Source organism: Neobacillus sp. S1115 (assembly GCF_055385565.1).
The window spans coordinates 4,795,265-4,812,775 of sequence record NZ_AP038275.1 but is presented as its reverse complement, the minus strand read 5'-3'; the positions used below and the strand labels follow the sequence as shown (position 1 = coordinate 4,812,775).

Here is a 17,511-nt window from a genome sequence, read left to right as displayed (position 1 = left end):
ATTGTTGAATATTATAACGAATGAACGATTATTTTAGTGAAATATGTAAAATGATAGGATAAATGAATGATAGATAGGGGAGTGGATGAATGCTAACCATAATTTTGGCCATTGGGTCTTTTCTTGTAACTCTAGTGGTAATGGCATTAATACAGGTTGGATTTACATTTAAAGGTAAATTCCTGATTGCGATAACAAGTTTTTTACTTGCTCTTGGAGGAGTTGGGGCAGCTGCCGTTATTCCATTATGGCAGACTGCGTTAGTGCTTTTGCTATTAGTCTTATGCGTCGGTTACCTCTTTGACAAACGTTTTGGGACACTTTTATATAAACAGAATGACAAATATGCGGAAATTTTTGTTGAAGACTATGAGACAGTGGAAAAAAGCAGTAAGAGTGATGATGTAATCGAAATGAAGGAAGAAGTATTGTCTGAAGCTTCCATATTAAATATGGAGTTAGAACCATTGAAAGAAGAGAAATATACACCGTCAATAAGTGACAGAACTGTAGAGGAAAATCAAGAACTTGAAGGTATGGATGAAGATATTTCGTTTTTACTAGACCGAGATACCAATCTTGATGTTAGTTCTCTAACAGATGAAATAGAAGTAGAAGAAAACTACTTATTAGATATTGAGAGTTTACTTGCTGAAGGGGAACATGAGCAAAAAGATGTTGAGGATGATGGCTTGCTTGTTGAACTTAAAACTCACCCCCTATTTGAAATAGAAAAAGATGTCCAGGCTGTTCAGGAAAACAATGAAAATGATTTAGATGAGTCACTATTGGAATTCCTTCATGCTTCTAAAGAAGCTGCTTCAAATCTTGAGGATGATACATTAGAAGAACTCGATGAAATTAAGCCAGTGAACAAAATTCCTTCGCTTAATAAAAAATAAAAAGCCAGTCACATTAAGAGTGAATGTTGGGTCTAGGGGAGGCAGGTAAATTGGTGAAAAATCAACAAATCATAAAATTACTAGTTGTACTGTTAATCAGTACAGCTTTTATATTCAGCTCTTCCCATTTTGGAGCTAAAGCATTTGAAAGCTTATCAAATGCAGATGGGAAATTTTCCGAGGGGACAACCATTGGTTCTTTGGATGTTACTGGTAAAACACCGGACGAAGCTATTTCCCTTTTGGAAGAAAAGTATGTTAATTGGGTTAAAGATACTTCAATGGAATTACAATATGGGGAAAAAACTGCTCCATTTGATTTAAACCAATTTGATTTGGATTCTACAACGACAGTAGCATCTATTAAAGAGGGGCAAAGTAACCCTGTCTATATTAATGTGGATAAATCTCAAGTGGAGGAACAGCTGCAAGCCCTGTTTCCGCAAATAAAAATTGGGGACATTGATCTTGATAAACTGAACCATAGTTTGAATGAAACGGCGCTATTATTTGAACCGGGTGCTCATACCTTTAATATTTACGATGATTACCTGCTTGCTGAAAAAATCAATAAGGATGCTGTCATCAATACCTCCATTATTCATTTAAATGAGATACCAGGTGAATTAGAAAAATCCATCACTAAACATTCAAAAGTTGAGATTCCAGCAGAAAAACAATTTTCTTTATTAGCTTTTGCCAAGGAACAAAACATTACTGATTCAAAAACCTTAAATATAATGGCAACTGGTATCTATCAAGCTATATTACCTTCTAATATCACAATCATAGAAAGAAACATTGGGAATACTCTCCCCGAATATGCAAATTTAGGATATGAAGCGAAGGTGGACCAAGCTAAGCCTGCGGATTTGTTGATTGCAAATCCAAATAAATTACCATATTTTTTGGAGTTAACAATTGAGGGGCAGAACCTTAAAGTTACTTTGAAGGGTCAAAAGTTCTTATACGAATATGAAATTATTGCAAAAGATGAGCAGAAGCTAGAGCCAAAGACGATTATTCAATATAGCCCACAAATTAGCCCTGGAAAAACAATGGTTCAAAATAATGGGGCAGAAGGAAAAGTTGTTAAGATATACAGAGAGGTCTATCAAGGAGAACAACTAGTTAAAAGTGAATTCCTTTCAGAGGATTATTATTCGCCAGTTTATAAAGTCGTGATTAAAGGATTAACATCTGCAAGTTCTTCGGGTGTATCAAGTTCATCCAGTACTGTGAATAATTCTCCAGGAACAACAGGCAGCAGTCAAACAACCGATTCTTCTAATCAATCGCCGACTACATCTGATTCAGGCCAGCAAGAGAGCGACATTTGGGGAAAGCCAAATGAACAACCAAAATAAAAGCAGGTGTAAATGATGAGGCAAACACGAAAACGGCTTGGTGATTTGTTAATTAAAGAAGGCTTGATCACAGCCGAGCAGCTTCAAACTGTTTTAAATGAGAAGGATTCAAATCAAAAACTTGGTGAAGCCCTCCTGCAAAGGGGATTTATATCAGAGCAACAATTAATTGAAGTGTTGGAATTTCAGCTTGGTATTCCACATATCAATCTGTTCCAATATCCGTTTGATGCGAATCTTTTTTCGTTAATTTCAAAAGAAACGGCCAGAAGAAACTTAATTATTCCGTTAAAGCGGGAAGGAAACAAGCTTTGGGTGGCAATGTCGAATCCGATGGACTTTATTGTCATTGATGATTTACGTTTGTCAACAGGATTTCAAATTGAACCAACCATTGCCACAAAGGATGATATCCTTCGCACTATTAATAAATATTATGAGGTCGACGACGGTCTGGATGAGCTCTTGGATGAACTTCCACAAAATGAGCGTGGGCCGGCTGATAGTATAACAGATGTGGATTCACCGATTGTTCGGCTTGTTAATCAGATTTTAACAAATGCTGTCATTCAAAAAGCCAGTGATATTCATATTGATCCTCAGGAGACAAAGGTTCTTGTTCGCTATCGGATAGACGGTGTCTTGAAGATTGAGCGAGTTCTTCCCAAAAACATGCAAAGTGTCTTGACTGCGAGAATCAAAATTATGTCCAGTCTTGATATTACAGAGCACAGAGTCCCGCAAGATGGCCGGATCAAATTAAATCTTGATTTTCATCCAGTAGATCTTCGTGTGTCTACACTGCCAACTGTGTTTGGGGAAAAAATTGTTATGCGTCTTTTAGACATGGGGTCCACTTTAAATGACCTTAATAAATTGGGATTTAACGCTTTGAACTTTAAACGGTTTAATGAAATGATTGAAAAACCCACGGGGATTGTTTTAATAACAGGCCCCACTGGCTCAGGTAAATCCTCCACCCTCTATGCTGCACTAAATAAATTAAATAGTGATGCGGTTAATATTATTACGGTAGAAGACCCAGTGGAATACCAGCTTGAAGGCATCAATCAGGTTCAGGTGAATCAGAATGTGGGGATGACCTTTGCTGCCGGCTTAAGATCTATTCTCCGTCAAGACCCGAACATCATCATGGTGGGGGAAATCCGGGATACAGAGACGGTAGAGGTTGCAATTAGGGCCTCCCTTACAGGGCATCTAGTTTTAAGTACTTTACACACGAATGACTCGCTAGGGACAGTTACTCGTCTGCTGGATATGGGTGTGGAGCCATTTTTACTTGCTGCTTCATTAAGCGGGGTTGTCGCACAGCGGCTGGTCCGTAAAGTATGCCGCAATTGTGCTGAGGTGCAGGAACCTTCTAAAAGAGAAGTGGAAATCTTCGCAAAACGTGGGTTGAAGCTCGATAAAGTCACCCGTGGGAAAGGTTGTCCTTCCTGCAATATGACCGGATATAAAGGTCGGATTGCTTTACATGAAGTACTTGTCATTAATGATGAAATGCGCAGAATTATGATGAATGGAGAAACCTTTCAAAAAATGAAGGACACTGCGATTAAAAATAAGACTATTTTTTTAATCGATGATGGACTATTAAAAGTAAAGCAAGGCTTAACCACAACTGAAGAAGTTTTGCGAGTAGCAATTCCAGAGTAGGAGAACGATGATATGAAGGAAAAAATCGACTCAATCTTACGAGCGGCTGTTGAATATAAAGCCTCAGATGTACATTTATCTGTTGGTGTTCCTCCCGTTATGAGGATTAATGGTGATTTAAAAAGATATGGAACAGATAAATTACTGCCAGCTGATACCGAAGCGATGGCAATGGCAATTATTCCAGAAGATATGTGGGAGTTATTTAAGGAAAAAGGTGAGCTTGACTTTTCCTATGGTGTACCAGGAAGCTCGCGTTTTCGTGTGAATGCCTATCATCAAAGAAAGAGTGTGTCAATTGCACTTAGGACCGTTGCTTCAAGGACCCCAACATTAGAAGAATTAGATTTACCAGAAGTAATATCAAAATTAGTCCAAAAGCCTCAGGGGCTGATCTTAGTTACAGGACCTACAGGTAGCGGGAAATCAACGACATTGGCATCAATGATTGATTACATGAATCGCCATATGAGGAAACATATCATTACCCTTGAAGACCCAATCGAGTACCTGCACCGTCATGGAAATTCGATTATTGATCAGCGTGAAGTTGGTTTTGACACGAAGAGTTATGCAAGTGGATTAAAAGGAGCACTCAGACAGGACCCTGATGTTATTCTTGTTGGGGAGATGCGTGACTTGGAAACGATTGGGATTGCCATCACTGCTGCCGAAACAGGACACTTAGTTTTAGGCACACTTCACACATCAAGTGCACCAACTACGATAAACAGGATTATCGATGTATTTCCGCCTTCTCAGCAGCCGCAAATTCGAGTTCAGCTTGCTTCAGTCTTAGTAGGTGTAATTTCACAACGCCTGTTTCCAACTGCAGATAAGAAAGGCCGAAGAGCGGCCACGGAAATCCTGGTAAATAATCCTGCTATTGGAAACCTAATTCGAAGTGAGAAAATACATCAAATTCAAAGCACGATGCAAACGTCCCGTGCCCAGGGGATGCACACGCTTGAAATGAGTATTCGTGAATTAATTGAACGTGGATTAATACAACAAGAGGCAGCAGCGCAATATTTGCAGGAAAAGATGATGCAAAATGGCTAAGTTTAAATATGCCGGACGTGACAGAAGGGGAAAACGGCAGGGTACCGTAATTGCCTCTTCCAGACGGGAAGCAATGGAAAAGCTCAAGGAACAAAGTATTCGTGTTATTGAGATGAATGAAATTCCTGAGACAATGTTTACAAAAGATATTACAATTGGGAATCCTGTGAAATTAGAGCACTTTGTTATTTATATTCGGCAGTTCTCTACATTAATTAAAGCTGGGGTAACTGTTGTTGAGGCCACAACTATTCTTGCTCATCAAACTGAAAGCAAAGGGTTAAAGAAAGCTTTATTTGCGGTGGAACAGGATTTGAGGGAAGGAAATCCACTGTCTGATTCTATTGCTAAGCATAAAAAGATTTTTAATTCCATGTTTATCAATATGGTGAAAGCAGGGGAAGTTAGCGGTAATTTGGACGAAACGCTGGACCGATTAGGCGATCACTTTGAAAAACAACATTATACGAGGCAAAAAATTAAATCTGCATTATCATACCCAATAGTTGTCGGAATTATTGCCATTGCTGTTACTATCTTTTTACTTGTTTCGATTGTACCAACATTCGTTTCCATGTTTGATCAAATGGGAGGGGATCTACCTGCGATAACAAAAATTACTCTTGCAGCAAGTGATTTTATGCAATCTTTTTGGTGGCTAGTTGCTATAATCGTTATACTTCTTGTAATTTCATTAACATTTTTAAATAAGAATAAAAAAACAAAATATTATATGGATTATTTTCTACTAAAAATGCCAGTCTTCGGTAATTTACTTCAAAAAGCGGCACTTGCACGAATGATGAGGACGCTTAGTTCTTTATTTTCGAGTTCGGTACCTATTCTTCAGGCAATGGCAATTGTCGAAAAAGTAGTTGAAAATGATGTTCTTTCTAAGGTTATTCGGGAATCTCGAGATGCTCTTGAAAAAGGCCGTTCTATGACCGGCCCCATGGAAAAGCATTGGGCTTTCCCGCCACTTGTAACACAAATGATTGTTATTGGGGAGGAAACTGGTGCATTAGATGCAATGCTTTCGAAAATTGCCGAGTTCTATGAAAAAGAAGTTGAAACAGGAACAGATCAATTAAAATCCTTGATAGAGCCATTAATGATTGTGGCACTGGCTGGTCTTGTTGGGACTATCGTAACATCAATTATGGTACCAATGTTTAGCATGTTTGATCAATTCCAACAATTGAATCAATAAACGACAAGATTGTAAAATACTTGCGAAAAAGTGACAAAATACCAAAAAATACTCTTTTCTTCTATTTGTTTATTAATGTATAATACAAGTGACAATATTACTAGGTTAATAGAACCATTAAGGAGAGTGGAAAAATGATACAAAAGTTAAAGAAGAAACTGAAAGACCAACGTGGGATGACCCTAATTGAATTATTAGCTGTTATTGTTATCCTTGCGATTATTTCAGCTATTGCTATTCCAAGTATTTTAGGACTGATTGACAACAGCAAGAAAGACGCTCACGTTGCAAATGCCCGTCAAATGATAAATTCAGCAAAATTAGCTGTCGCTGGTGATGATGAAATGCGGCCTGCACCTAGTGGTACTGTATATATTCCACTAGCATACCTTGAAACAAAAGGATATATGGAAGCAGTTAAAGATCCTGATGGCGGAAACTATGCTACAGGTAGTGCTACAATTGCAACTGCATCTGCACCAACATCTGGATCATTTGTAAAAGTTGAAGCTAATTCTACAGGGAAATTATCTTATTCTGTTTATTTAATAAACGATAAATCGACTCCAAGAAAAATTGGTACTGATAAAGATAATCCAAAAGCAGAAAATGATTTAAAAAGAAGTTCAGTACTAAATTAAGAATATGTTTCCAATTATGTTAATGCTGATTTTTCTTTATGGAATTACTCTTGGTTCATTTTTTAATGTTGTTGGTCTACGGGTTCCAATTGAAAAATCAATTGTTTCCCCACGTTCATCATGTCCAACTTGTGGGCATCAATTAAAGGCTTATGAATTAATTCCAGTAATATCCTATTTAATCCAAAAAGGGAAATGCCGCGGCTGTCAGTCGCGGATTTCTCCTATATATCCGATTATGGAACTATTAACGGGTATATTGTTTGCAGCAGCACCATATGTAGTAGGATGGTCAGGAGAGTTAGTAGTTGCGTTAACACTCATTTCACTGTTTATGATTATCATAGTTTCAGATATTCATTATATGATCATCCCTGATAAAATTTTAATTTGGTTTGCAGGGATTTTTTTATTGGAACGAATTATTTGGCCGCTAAATCCTTGGTGGGATAGCTTGTTAGGGGCGGTTTCTGGATTCACTCTTTTATTAATCATCGCCCTTGTCAGCAAAGGCGGAATGGGCTTTGGGGATGTAAAACTATATGCGGTACTTGGCTTAGTCTTAGGCTTTAAACTAGTTCTTTTATCATTCTTTCTTTCGACACTATACGGTGCTGTTCTCGGTGGTCTAGCGATGCTATTCAGAATCGTTAAAAAACGGCAGCCCATTCCATTTGGACCATTTATTGCAGCAGGAACATTATCTGCTTATTTTTGGGGATCGGATATAATTCAACTTTATATAAATTTTTTAAATCAAGGATTCTAACCTAAGGGGTTTTCAACATGGCTTTTTCCCTTTTTACTCCTAAAAATCGAATAATAAATCTGGTACTAAACGACCACTCTATCCGCTATGTGGAATTAAAGCAGTCAAATCCACCTGCAGTCCAAAAATGGGGAGAGCGTTTTTTGACACCTGGAATCATAACTGACGGAAAAATTGTCGATATTGATTCCTTAACCAATATTCTGGAAGAGTGCGTGGACGATTGGAAGCTTCAAAGACGTCCCATCCGTTTCATTGTGCCGGACCAGCTCGTGATCATAAGAAAAGTGAATGTACCTGCTGATATACAGGATGATGAACTCAAAGGGTATTTATATTTAGAACTTGGTTCAACCATCCATTTGCCATTTGAAGAACCGGTTTTCGATATCTATCCACTTGATAACAATGGTAAATCAAAGGAACTGCTTTTGTTTGCTGCACCTGAACAGAATGTAACGGAATACTCTCAGTTATTCTCAAGCGTCAAGTTAAAGCCGGTTGCTGCAGATATTTCTCCTTTATCTTTGTATCGCCTATACCATCAGCTTGAATTAGCGGAGGAAAATGAAACCTTATTTACGATTCAATTTGATTTAACATCTGTTAATTTGAGTATTTTTGAAGGAACGGTTCCCGTAGTTATGCGCCCGTTCGCTTTACCTTTTGATGTAGAAAAGTGGGATATTAAAAGGGACCATTTTGGGCTTGCAATTTGTAAGTACACTGGGGATACTGATGAATTGGCTGGGCAGTTTGAGGATATTTTAAGAGAAATTAGTAAATTGATAGATTATTATCGTTATACCCTTAATAATGAGAATCATGATATTAACAAATTTCTTTTAACAGGCGATCATCCGATGCTTCAGGCAATCGAGGATGAAATGAAAGAAAGATTCGAACTGCCTGTAATTGGTTTGAATTCAACAGAAAAAATGGACAATACACCTGATCAATTATTGCTTCCTTTAGGTCTTGCGTTAAAAGAGGTGAAATAATGTTAGTAGAAATCAACCTGCTCCCGCAGAAAGAACGGAAAAAATTTGCCTTTTTTATGGTATTAGCTGGTTTGCTGGCATTATTTCTTTTAACCGGTGCCTTTTATTTCTATCAGATTAGTTCTATTAATAAAAATTTAGAGGGTGTTGACAGAGAAATCGCAATGACTCAAAAAATTAGGGAGAAAGAAGAAGCAAAAAGCCAGTCGGTGGAATCCTCTAGTTCTGTAACCCAGCTTAAGAGTGCAATTGAATGGGCTAATACTTATCCTATCCATACTATACCGGTAATGCGTCATCTTACTTCACTGCTGCCGGAACGGGGATTTATACAGTCGTTTGGCTACACAGAAGCAGGGACAGTTACCTTAACTGTGCAATTTGACAGTCCAAGGGAAGCGGCATCTTTCTTAAATAATCTTCATGAATCAAAGTGGATTTCTGATGCAAAGCTTAGCTCATTAAATCCTGCGGCGCAAGCTGAAGCCAGTGCGACGGGTTCAACAACTAGCCAAACTGCTGCAACCAATCAAAACACAGGAACGGTAAATACAGGAATAGCTTCAGATGGGCAAACACAGGCTGGCACAGCAGCAAACACAGGAGTTCAGCAAGATTCAACTAATACCGCAACTGGCACCACTACACAAACTGATGCTAGCTCGACGACAGCATCAGCAGCAGCCTCAACGAGTAACAATACAGCAACAACTCAAACCGGTGCCGTGTCAAATGCAATAACGAATCTATACTTACCAAGATATACGGGACAATTTGAAATAACGTTTAATAAGGATGTTATCAAACAAGAAAATATTGCGGGCAAGACAGATGAGAAGGGAGTGAGCGGATCATGAAGCTTCATTTCTCAAAACGGGATAATTTGATTTTAGCGATTGCTGCTCTTTTATTAATTCTTCTCATTGTCTATGCTCAATTTTTAAAACTATCGCCTTTAAAAAAAGATTTAGAGTCAAAACAGCAAACCTTGAAAACAGAACAAAAGCATTTAGATACAGTTGTTAAACAAAATGCTGAAAGCAATACTAAAGTAAATGAAAATACCAGGGAACTGCAGAAAAAAGTACCGGTTAAACCGTTGCAGGAACAGCTAATTCTTGACCTTGAAAAAGCTGAAACAGTTTCTGGCAGCCAAATTAAGTCAATGGGTTTTTCAATGGATGGTACAGTGTCTGTCCAGCCCCAGCAGCCTGCTGCTGAGAATAGTTCTGGTGCTCAGAATACTACCGGACAGGCCGGTTCTAATCAAACAACAGCCAATCAAGGAACTGATAGCCAAGCAGCTGCAAACCAAGGAACTTCCGGTCAAGCTGCAGCCCAGCCAGCTACCGCTGCACCAGCATTAAAAAAGCTGACAGTTCAATTATCAGTAGAATCACCAAACTACCAACAATTTGAAAAATTTGTAGAAACATTGGAATCATTGAAACGGATTGTGGTAATGGAGGCCATTAGTTACTCTGGTGGACAGGAAGTAACTGCAGTGCAGACAGAAGAGCAAAAATTAACGTTTACATTGACAGTTTCTGCTTTCTATATGCCTGATTTAGCAGATTTGCAGGCGGATGTGCCAAAAATTGATGCGGAACCACCTGCAGGGAAAACCAATCCTTTAAGCGAGTTTCCAACAACCTCTCAAACTCAGCCGTAATGCAAAATGACGAATAATTTGACGAAACTCTAAGATAACAAGACGACAAAAGTCTTGTTATTTTTTTTTACCGGTATGTTAGGATGGAACATATTACTGTCGAACAGAAAGGAGAGCGTATTGTGGACAAGCCTAAAAAGGGCCATACCATCACGATAAAATTAAATGGAGAACCCAAATCCTTTCGTGAAGAACCCCGAAAAAATATGCCGGAACCTACACCAGAACCTATTCCAAACGAAATAAAAATAGATTCAGAATTACACGAATCAGAAGGAGTCAATGAAGCAGCAGCGGCTCAGGAATCCATCGAAGAAAGCTTTGATTGGATTATTCCTGAATCCTCTGAAAATGATCTAGAGGAATTTACAATAGTCAATTCCCCGAACGCTAAAAAAAGTAAATCAACAAAATCTTCAATTTCATTTGCTAGTTTTTCGAACAAAAACAATCGCCGGCCAATTGGATCTATTGTCATTACTGCCGTTTTCGCGATTCTCATTGGCTTAACGATTGGCTTTTTTATGCTTAAACTAGTCATAACAGAATCCGGTGAAAAGCCTGTCACCGAACCAAATGTGGTTGGAGAAACTGGAAATGAAAAAGAACAAACGGAAACAACAGATAAAACAGCGGCAACTTCGATCGAACAGCTTTCTACTTATGTAGTCCAAGGCGGTGTTTTTACCTCGAAAGCAGGTGCTGAGGATACTGCTAAACAATTAAAGTCTAAAGGTATTCCTTCCGAACAGGTAGAAATCGGCGGAAAGTTTTATTTATTTTTGAGCGTGGCGGATTCGCTTGAAACGGCCAAATCAATTAGTACTAAATACAAAGATAAAGGTGCCGAGGGGGCCTTCGCCAAACCGTTGATGCTAGATGAAAAGAAGCTTTCAAACCTTACAGATAATGAAAAGAGTTTTATCGAATCGCTTCCTAGTATCTATCAATCTCTTTCAACCATGGTTTCTGGTGCTCTCGTATCAAGCAGCGTGTCTGCTGATGCTGGTATAAGTGAAAAACTAAAAATTAACAACATTAAAAACGAAAGTATCAATAAAATGAAAACAGAGTTATTGGGCGCTGACGAAAAGGTAAAAGTTTTTCAAAAATCTAAGGATACAAAAAGCTTGGTTGATGCTGAGCAGCATTTACTAAACTTCCTGTCCATTTATAATTCGTTGTAGCATCTTTTGACAAACTAAACTACCGCTCGATATTTTCCGGGAAATTATTGCAAAATAAAGCCTGCCGAATCGACGGCGGGCTTTTTATAGCACACCATTCGGCAAATATTGATAAAAGTTGTATAATCTGACAAATTTCTTCAAAATTTAATAATATAAAAATTGTTTGCACCGCTCTTTTTTGATACGATTAACTTGTATCTCCCTAAGCGTTGCAAAAAAAGGTAAGGTGATAAAATGCAGAACCTCATTTTAGCCTCTTCTTCTCCACGGCGAAAAGAACTTCTAGAAAATCTCCATTTAACATTCACAATTTCAAGCAGTGATGTGGATGAAAGCTTTGACCCCAAGCTTTCTCCGGAAGAAGTCGTAATGGAATTGGCCGAACGCAAGGCACAGGCTGTTTTTAAGGAAAACAGGGATGCCTTTGTGATTGGTTCAGACACGATTGTGGTTGCGAACAATCAAATCTTGGGAAAGCCAGCTGATGAGGCAGAAGCCGTACAAATGTTAAAGACCCTTTCAGGCAGTCAGCATGATGTATTTACAGGTGTTTCAATACTATCTCCAACTAGCTCGACTAAGTTTTATGAAAAAACAGAAGTTTGGTTTTGGGAGTTAACGGATGATGAAATACGGTCATATGTAAAAAGCGGTGAACCGCTTGATAAAGCAGGGGCATATGGCATTCAGCAGCTTGGAAGCATGCTTGTCAAAAAGATCCATGGGGACTATTTTGCGGTTGTCGGCCTGCCTGTTGCAAGAACAAGAAGGGAATTGAAACGGTTAGGCTATCATTTGCCGTACTAATTTTTTCTGACAATAACTCCCGACACTAAGGGAGGAAAAAGTTATGTCAACCAACACATTAATGATTCGTGATTTCCCGCAAGATGAACGGCCAAGAGAACGGTTTATCCAGCATGGCCCGCAAAGTTTATCCAATCACGAGTTAGTTGCAATATTGCTTCGGACCGGAACGAAGGATGAATCAGTGCTGCAATTATCGAATCGCCTCTTAACTCATTTTGAGGGTTTAAGGCTGTTAAAAGCGGCCACTTTGGAGGAAATTACCGAAATAAAAGGGATTGGCTCGGCGAAAGCGATACAGCTTCTGGCGGCTGTCGAAATTGGCAGGAGAATTGCCAATTTGGAATATAATGACCGCTATGTAATCCGCTCGCCGGAAGACGGAGCCAAGTATGTCATGAACGATATGCGCTTTCTGTCACAGGAGCATTTTGTCTGCTTATATTTAAATACCAAGAATCAGGTCATGCATAAACAAACGGTATTTATTGGCAGCTTAAACGCTTCCATCGTTCACCCGCGTGAGGTATATCGGGAGGCACTAAAGCGGTCTGCTGCATCCATCATTGCTCTTCACAATCACCCGTCCGGTGACCCCGCGCCAAGCCGGGAGGACATTGAGGTGACTAAGCGGCTGGTAGAATGCGGCAAGATCATTGGAATCGATCTTCTGGATCACATCATCATCGGGGAAAATAAGTTTGTCAGCTTGAAGGAAAAAGGATATTTGTAATGCTATGATTTTATTTGACGTTAGGATATAATATTGGTTATGATTTTTTAGGACTGCCTATTCAATTACGTTACAATTATTGGAAAATTTTACGATAAACACCTGCCTTAGGACAGAGCATTTAGTATCAGAAAGGGAGATACAACGTTATGTTTGGAATTGGAACAAAGGATCTTGGGATAGATTTAGGAACTGCCAACACCCTTGTGTATGTAAAGGGGAAAGGGATTGTCACAAGGGAGCCATCTGTGGTGGCGATGCAGACGGATTCAAAACACATTGTTGCGGTCGGAAATGACGCGAAGAACATGATTGGCCGGACTCCGGGAAATGTGGTTGCCGTTCGTCCGATGAAGGATGGCGTCATCGCTGATTTTGAAACAACAGCTGTTATGATGAAGCATTTATTCCGCGAGGCCCAAAAGAATAAAGGCTTTTTCGCCGGTAAGCCGTATGTGATGGTCTGTGTACCATCAGGGATTACAGCTGTTGAAGAGAGAGCGGTTATTGATGCAACTAGACAAGCGGGAGCAAAGGATGCCTACACGATTGAAGAGCCGTTTGCTGCCGCTATTGGTGCCAACCTTCCAGTCTGGGAACCGACGGGAAGCATGGTTGTTGACATCGGCGGCGGAACAACGGAAGTAGCGATTATTTCTTTAGGGGGAATTGTTACTTGCCAATCAATCCGTGTTGCCGGTGATGAGATGGATGAGGCGATTATTTCCTATATTAGAAAAACATATAATTTGATGATTGGTGACCGTACTGCGGAAACAATCAAAATGGAAATCGGTTCTGCAGGCACGCCTGAAGGTATCGATAACATGGAGATTCGCGGCCGAGACCTTCTGACTGGTCTGCCAAAAACAATTGAAATTTCCGCAAAGGAAATTGCCTCCGCTTTAAGTGATACTGTTTATGCCATTGTTGAAGCAGTGAAGAATACGCTTGAAAAAACACCACCGGAATTGGCTGCCGATATTATGGACCGAGGCATCGTCCTCACGGGCGGCGGGGCGCTGCTGCGCAATATTGACCGTGTCATTAGCGAGGAAACAAAAATGCCTGTCCTGATTGCAGAAAACCCGCTCGATTGCGTGGCAATCGGTACAGGAAAAGCTTTAGACCATATCCATTTGTTCAAAAACAAAGCTAAAGATTCAAGATAGATAGAAAAGCGGAAGCGCCTTGATCAGGGGCGACAGGCATAAGACGAGTCGGCGAGAAGGCTGTTTTTTAGCCTTCTTGACGAATTGGCTGTAGACCTGCGAGCCCCTAGGCGCTGGAGCTGGACAATGAAAAATAGAGGTGTAATATCATGCCACAGTTCTTTTTGAATAAGCGTTTGATCATTTTGCTCGTCAGCATCATTGTTCTCGTGGCATTGATTGGGTTTTCTTTAAGGGAGAGGAGTAAACTTACCTGGCCGGAGCAGTTCGTCAAGGACTCAACCGGCTGGGTTCAATCCCTGGTTTCAAGGCCTGCCCAGTATGTTGCAGGCTTTTTTGAGAATCTTCAGGATTTGCAAGATACATATGATGAGAATAAGGAATTAAAATCACGCGTTGAGAAAATTGCCAGCCTTGAAGCAGAAGTTCAAGAACTGAAAAAAGACAACAAAGAATTACGTGACGTTCTCGATGAAAAAAAGACCCTGAGAGATTTGGAACCAATGCCGGCAACAGTTATTGGCAGAAATCCTGATCGTTGGCATGAAATGATTATTATCAATAAAGGCAAATTAGATGGAATTAAAAAAAATATGGCTGTTATAACAGCAACAGGATTGATCGGAAAGGTGAAAAACGTCACCCAATTTAGCTCAACAGTGCAGCTATTGAGTGCAATGGACCCGAAAAACCGGATCTCCGCTGTGATTCAGGGGGAAACCGAGGTTTACGGATTCGTTCAGGGCTTTGATGATAAACAAAAAATGCTTCTCGTTAAAGCTATTCCATCAGGAGCAAAGGTGGAAAAAGGACAGACGGTCATCACCTCAGGAATGGGCGGTGTCTTTCCTAAGGGGTTGATGATTGGAAAAGTAGAAGAGGTGAAACCGGACCAATATGGCTTAAATCAAACCGCACTAGTGAAGCCGGGAGCGGACTTTTACGATATTGAAAATGTCATGGTCATTAAAAGGTTAATGACGAGCCCTGAGGAAAGTGCGATGAAATCCGGGAAGGAGGAAGATCTGTGAGGAAATTCTTTCTCCCTCTTTTGTTTTTGCTCCTTTTTATTTTTGAAAGTCTGTTTGTTCAATTTTTGCCCGCTGATTCCTTTGGAAACCGTATACTAGTTCCGCGGTTCTTGTTTGCCACTTTGCTTTTTTTGACGATATATGTTGGGAAAAATCAGGGGATTATTTATGCGGCCATCTTTGGACTTCTATTTGATATCGTATATGTCGAAATTATCGGCATTTATTTTTTCTTGTTTCCATTTATCTGCTACCTAGCAGCAAAGGTTATGCAGGTGATTCAGTCCAATATCGTTGTCGCTTTCTTCGTTTCCCTTTTGGGAGTTGCGCTGTTAGAAGTGGGCGTGTATGAAATTAATTATTTAATCCATGTGACAAATCTTGATTTTATGAGCTTTGTCAATTTGCGTTTCTATCCCACTCTTATATTAAATGGAGTTTTTCTCGTGTTAGCAGCCTATCCTTTAAAACGCCGCTTTGAAAAACATGCCGAGGCAATGCGGGAGGATTTATGAATCGGGGAAAAGTCTTGGTTTGGTCGCTTCCTCATTCACAAATTGTTCCTGATGACAAAGTTTGGGGAATGTTTTTTTTAAAAAAGGAGAATGGACATTTCGTGTCGAACTCTTTAAAGATGGATGTTTATGATTTGGATTTGGGAAATAATGGCTTAGATCCGAAATTGTTTTTGTATTTTGAGGTGAAAATTCTCCATGAAAAATCGGCAAAATGTTACAATAAAAGGAACAAAGGACGGGCTTGTTCTTTATCTTGATGATACCTGTTCCTATGAGGAATTAAAGCAAGAACTGGACCAAAAGCTCTCCGCCAACTCCAGAACGCAGGAGGAACGCCACTTAATTTCTGTGAAAGTGGATATTGGCAATCGCTTTTTAACGGACGAACAAAAGGAAGAACTAAAAGAATTAATCCGCCAAAAGAAAAACTTAATGGTGGATGATATTGAATCGAATGTGATTACGAAGGAAGAAGCCAATCGACTAAAGGAAGAAAACGAGGTCGTAACGGTTTCAAGAATCGTCCGTTCCGGGCAGGTATTAAGAGTATCAGGGGATTTACTGTTAATTGGAGATGTGAATCCAGGCGGAACCGTGATTGCAGGCGGGAATATTTTTATAATGGGTGTCCTCAAAGGAATTGCTCATGCAGGGTGTTTTGGCAATGAACAGGCAGTCATTGCCGCTTCGAGCATGAAGCCATCGCAGCTAAGAATCGGCGAATATATAAATAGATCCCCAGATTCGAATCCTGCTAATGAGCACAGAGAAATGGAATGTGCTTACATAAATGAGAACCATTATATTATTATCGATAGATTACAAGCTTTAAATCATTTAAGGCCTAATTTAACGAGATTAGAAGGGGGACATTAAAGTGGGAGAAGCAATCGTAATTACATCAGGTAAGGGCGGCGTCGGCAAAACAACAACCTCTGCCAATATCGGCACTTCGCTGGCTCTTCAGGGAAAGAAAGTATGCTTAATAGATACGGACATCGGCCTTCGAAACTTAGATGTCGTAATGGGGTTAGAAAATAGAATTATCTATGATTTAGTCGATGTGGTTGAAAAAAGATGCAAAACCCATCAGGCACTCGTTAAGGATAAGCGATTTGACGGCCTTTTGTATTTGCTTCCGGCAGCGCAGACTGTTGATAAGTCAGCTGTTACACCCGAGCAGATGCAAGAGTTAATTACAGAGTTAAAGCAGGATTATGACTACATAATTATCGATTGTCCTGCCGGAATCGAGCAGGGCTATAAGAATGCCGTGGCCGGTGCGGATAAAGCCATTGTAGTGACAACGCCGGAGGTTTCTGCTGTCCGCGATGCCGACAGGATCATCGGCCTTTTAGAAAAAGAAAAAGACATGGAGCCGCCAAGGTTAATCGTCAACCGGATTCGCAATCATATGATGAAGACCGGTGATATGCTTGATATTGATGAAATTACCCAACATTTATCAATCGAACTGATTGGCATTGTCGCTGACGATGAAGAGGTCATCAAAGCATCGAATCATGGTGAGCCGATTGCACTAAACCCAAACAGCAAGGCATCGATTGCCTACCGAAATATCGCCAGAAGAATTCTCGGAGAGTCTATCCCGCTTCAATCACTCGAAGATCAAAATAAAGGTGTATTTTCAAAACTGAAGAAATTCTTTGGAGTTCGATAAAATCAAAGCCTGTTCACAATATTTGTGGACAGGCTTTTTCTATCCAAAAGACAATAATTATATACTATTAATAAAATT

The 17,511-nt window shown here is 39.7% G+C and carries 18 protein-coding genes; all 18 read left to right on the top strand.

What is annotated here, in order from left to right:
* Positions 1 to 89 precede the first annotated feature (89 nt).
* The 18 genes from ACZ5B7_RS23590 to minD all read left to right on the top strand — a co-directional run bounded on the left by ACZ5B7_RS23590 (position 90) and on the right by minD (position 17,433).
* Complete coding sequence (locus tag ACZ5B7_RS23590) at positions 90 to 902, top strand: hypothetical protein (protein ID WP_464491180.1); 813 nt, start codon at positions 90 to 92, stop codon at positions 900 to 902.
* Between the two features lie 53 nt (positions 903 to 955).
* Positions 956 to 2,269, top strand: a complete 1,314-nt coding sequence (locus ACZ5B7_RS23585; RefSeq protein ID WP_464494556.1) for a G5 domain-containing protein — start codon at positions 956 to 958, stop codon at positions 2,267 to 2,269.
* A gap of 12 nt (positions 2,270 to 2,281) precedes the next feature.
* On the top strand, positions 2,282 to 3,946 hold the full coding sequence (locus ACZ5B7_RS23580; protein WP_464491179.1) for a GspE/PulE family protein: 1,665 nt from the start codon (positions 2,282 to 2,284) through the stop codon (positions 3,944 to 3,946).
* A 12-nt stretch (positions 3,947 to 3,958) separates the two neighbouring features.
* Positions 3,959 to 5,008: a type IV pilus twitching motility protein PilT gene (locus ACZ5B7_RS23575; protein WP_464491178.1), complete on the top strand. Its 1,050-nt coding sequence runs from the start codon at positions 3,959 to 3,961 to the stop codon at positions 5,006 to 5,008.
* The gene (locus ACZ5B7_RS23570; RefSeq protein ID WP_464491177.1) at positions 5,001 to 6,218 is read left to right on the top strand and encodes a type II secretion system F family protein; all 1,218 of its coding nucleotides are present in this window, start codon (positions 5,001 to 5,003) and stop codon (positions 6,216 to 6,218) included. Before ACZ5B7_RS23575 ends, ACZ5B7_RS23570 begins: the two co-directional genes overlap by 8 nt.
* Before the next feature lie 134 nt (positions 6,219 to 6,352).
* A complete protein-coding gene (locus ACZ5B7_RS23565; RefSeq protein ID WP_464491176.1) occupies positions 6,353 to 6,859 on the top strand; it encodes a prepilin-type N-terminal cleavage/methylation domain-containing protein in 507 nt (168 codons plus the stop codon).
* A gap of 16 nt (positions 6,860 to 6,875) precedes the next feature.
* Positions 6,876 to 7,628 carry a prepilin peptidase gene (locus ACZ5B7_RS23560; RefSeq protein WP_464491175.1) on the top strand — a complete coding sequence of 251 codons (753 nt, stop codon included), beginning with the start codon at positions 6,876 to 6,878 and terminating at the stop codon, positions 7,626 to 7,628.
* Between the two features lie 17 nt (positions 7,629 to 7,645).
* On the top strand, positions 7,646 to 8,629 hold the full coding sequence (gene pilM, locus ACZ5B7_RS23555) for a type IV pilus biogenesis protein PilM (RefSeq protein WP_464491174.1): 984 nt from the start codon (positions 7,646 to 7,648) through the stop codon (positions 8,627 to 8,629).
* Positions 8,629 to 9,486 carry a PilN domain-containing protein gene (locus ACZ5B7_RS23550; RefSeq protein WP_464491173.1) on the top strand — a complete coding sequence of 286 codons (858 nt, stop codon included), beginning with the start codon at positions 8,629 to 8,631 and terminating at the stop codon, positions 9,484 to 9,486. The genes pilM and ACZ5B7_RS23550 overlap by 1 nt, the downstream gene beginning before the upstream one ends.
* Complete coding sequence (locus tag ACZ5B7_RS23545; RefSeq protein WP_464491172.1) at positions 9,483 to 10,301, top strand: pilus assembly protein PilO; 819 nt, start codon at positions 9,483 to 9,485, stop codon at positions 10,299 to 10,301. The genes ACZ5B7_RS23550 and ACZ5B7_RS23545 overlap by 4 nt, the downstream gene beginning before the upstream one ends.
* Positions 10,302 to 10,423: 122 nt before the next feature.
* Complete coding sequence (locus ACZ5B7_RS23540; protein WP_464491171.1) at positions 10,424 to 11,488, top strand: SPOR domain-containing protein; 1,065 nt, start codon at positions 10,424 to 10,426, stop codon at positions 11,486 to 11,488.
* A gap of 237 nt (positions 11,489 to 11,725) precedes the next feature.
* On the top strand, positions 11,726 to 12,298 hold the full coding sequence (locus ACZ5B7_RS23535; protein ID WP_213144707.1) for a Maf family protein: 573 nt from the start codon (positions 11,726 to 11,728) through the stop codon (positions 12,296 to 12,298).
* A gap of 43 nt (positions 12,299 to 12,341) precedes the next feature.
* Positions 12,342 to 13,031 (top strand): RadC family protein, encoded by a 690-nt coding sequence (radC, locus tag ACZ5B7_RS23530; RefSeq protein WP_213144708.1) that lies wholly within the window; start codon positions 12,342 to 12,344, stop codon positions 13,029 to 13,031.
* Between the two features lie 149 nt (positions 13,032 to 13,180).
* Positions 13,181 to 14,203: a rod shape-determining protein gene (locus ACZ5B7_RS23525; protein ID WP_213144709.1), complete on the top strand. Its 1,023-nt coding sequence runs from the start codon at positions 13,181 to 13,183 to the stop codon at positions 14,201 to 14,203.
* A 149-nt stretch (positions 14,204 to 14,352) separates the two neighbouring features.
* On the top strand, positions 14,353 to 15,234 hold the full coding sequence (gene mreC, locus ACZ5B7_RS23520; protein ID WP_423799214.1) for a rod shape-determining protein MreC: 882 nt from the start codon (positions 14,353 to 14,355) through the stop codon (positions 15,232 to 15,234).
* Positions 15,231 to 15,749 (top strand): rod shape-determining protein MreD, encoded by a 519-nt coding sequence (gene mreD / locus ACZ5B7_RS23515; protein WP_423799213.1) that lies wholly within the window; start codon positions 15,231 to 15,233, stop codon positions 15,747 to 15,749. The genes mreC and mreD overlap by 4 nt, the downstream gene beginning before the upstream one ends.
* Positions 15,750 to 15,947: 198 nt before the next feature.
* The gene (minC, locus tag ACZ5B7_RS23510) at positions 15,948 to 16,628 is read left to right on the top strand and encodes a septum site-determining protein MinC (protein WP_464491170.1); all 681 of its coding nucleotides are present in this window, start codon (positions 15,948 to 15,950) and stop codon (positions 16,626 to 16,628) included.
* A gap of 1 nt (position 16,629) precedes the next feature.
* Positions 16,630 to 17,433 carry a septum site-determining protein MinD gene (gene minD, locus ACZ5B7_RS23505; protein ID WP_213120020.1) on the top strand — a complete coding sequence of 268 codons (804 nt, stop codon included), beginning with the start codon at positions 16,630 to 16,632 and terminating at the stop codon, positions 17,431 to 17,433.
* The last annotated feature ends 78 nt before the right edge of the window (positions 17,434 to 17,511 follow it).

What these genes read in the sequence shown, in the direction of transcription:
- ACZ5B7_RS23590 (WP_464491180.1), top strand. Translation starts at nt 90, where the DNA reads ATGCTAACCATAATTTTGGCCATTGGGTCTTTTCTTGTAACTCTAGTG.
- ACZ5B7_RS23580 (WP_464491179.1), top strand. Translation starts at nt 2,282, where the DNA reads ATGATGAGGCAAACACGAAAACGGCTTGGTGATTTGTTAATTAAAGAA.
- ACZ5B7_RS23575 (WP_464491178.1), top strand. Translation starts at nt 3,959, where the DNA reads ATGAAGGAAAAAATCGACTCAATCTTACGAGCGGCTGTTGAATATAAA.
- ACZ5B7_RS23570 (WP_464491177.1), top strand. Translation starts at nt 5,001, where the DNA reads ATGGCTAAGTTTAAATATGCCGGACGTGACAGAAGGGGAAAACGGCAG.
- ACZ5B7_RS23565 (WP_464491176.1), top strand. Translation starts at nt 6,353, where the DNA reads ATGATACAAAAGTTAAAGAAGAAACTGAAAGACCAACGTGGGATGACC.
- ACZ5B7_RS23560 (WP_464491175.1), top strand. Translation starts at nt 6,876, where the DNA reads ATGTTAATGCTGATTTTTCTTTATGGAATTACTCTTGGTTCATTTTTT.
- pilM (WP_464491174.1), top strand. Translation starts at nt 7,646, where the DNA reads ATGGCTTTTTCCCTTTTTACTCCTAAAAATCGAATAATAAATCTGGTA.
- ACZ5B7_RS23550 (WP_464491173.1), top strand. Translation starts at nt 8,629, where the DNA reads ATGTTAGTAGAAATCAACCTGCTCCCGCAGAAAGAACGGAAAAAATTT.
- ACZ5B7_RS23545 (WP_464491172.1), top strand. Translation starts at nt 9,483, where the DNA reads ATGAAGCTTCATTTCTCAAAACGGGATAATTTGATTTTAGCGATTGCT.
- ACZ5B7_RS23535 (WP_213144707.1), top strand. Translation starts at nt 11,726, where the DNA reads ATGCAGAACCTCATTTTAGCCTCTTCTTCTCCACGGCGAAAAGAACTT.
- radC (WP_213144708.1), top strand. Translation starts at nt 12,342, where the DNA reads ATGTCAACCAACACATTAATGATTCGTGATTTCCCGCAAGATGAACGG.
- ACZ5B7_RS23525 (WP_213144709.1), top strand. Translation starts at nt 13,181, where the DNA reads ATGTTTGGAATTGGAACAAAGGATCTTGGGATAGATTTAGGAACTGCC.
- mreC (WP_423799214.1), top strand. Translation starts at nt 14,353, where the DNA reads ATGCCACAGTTCTTTTTGAATAAGCGTTTGATCATTTTGCTCGTCAGC.
- minC (WP_464491170.1), top strand. Translation starts at nt 15,948, where the DNA reads ATGAAAAATCGGCAAAATGTTACAATAAAAGGAACAAAGGACGGGCTT.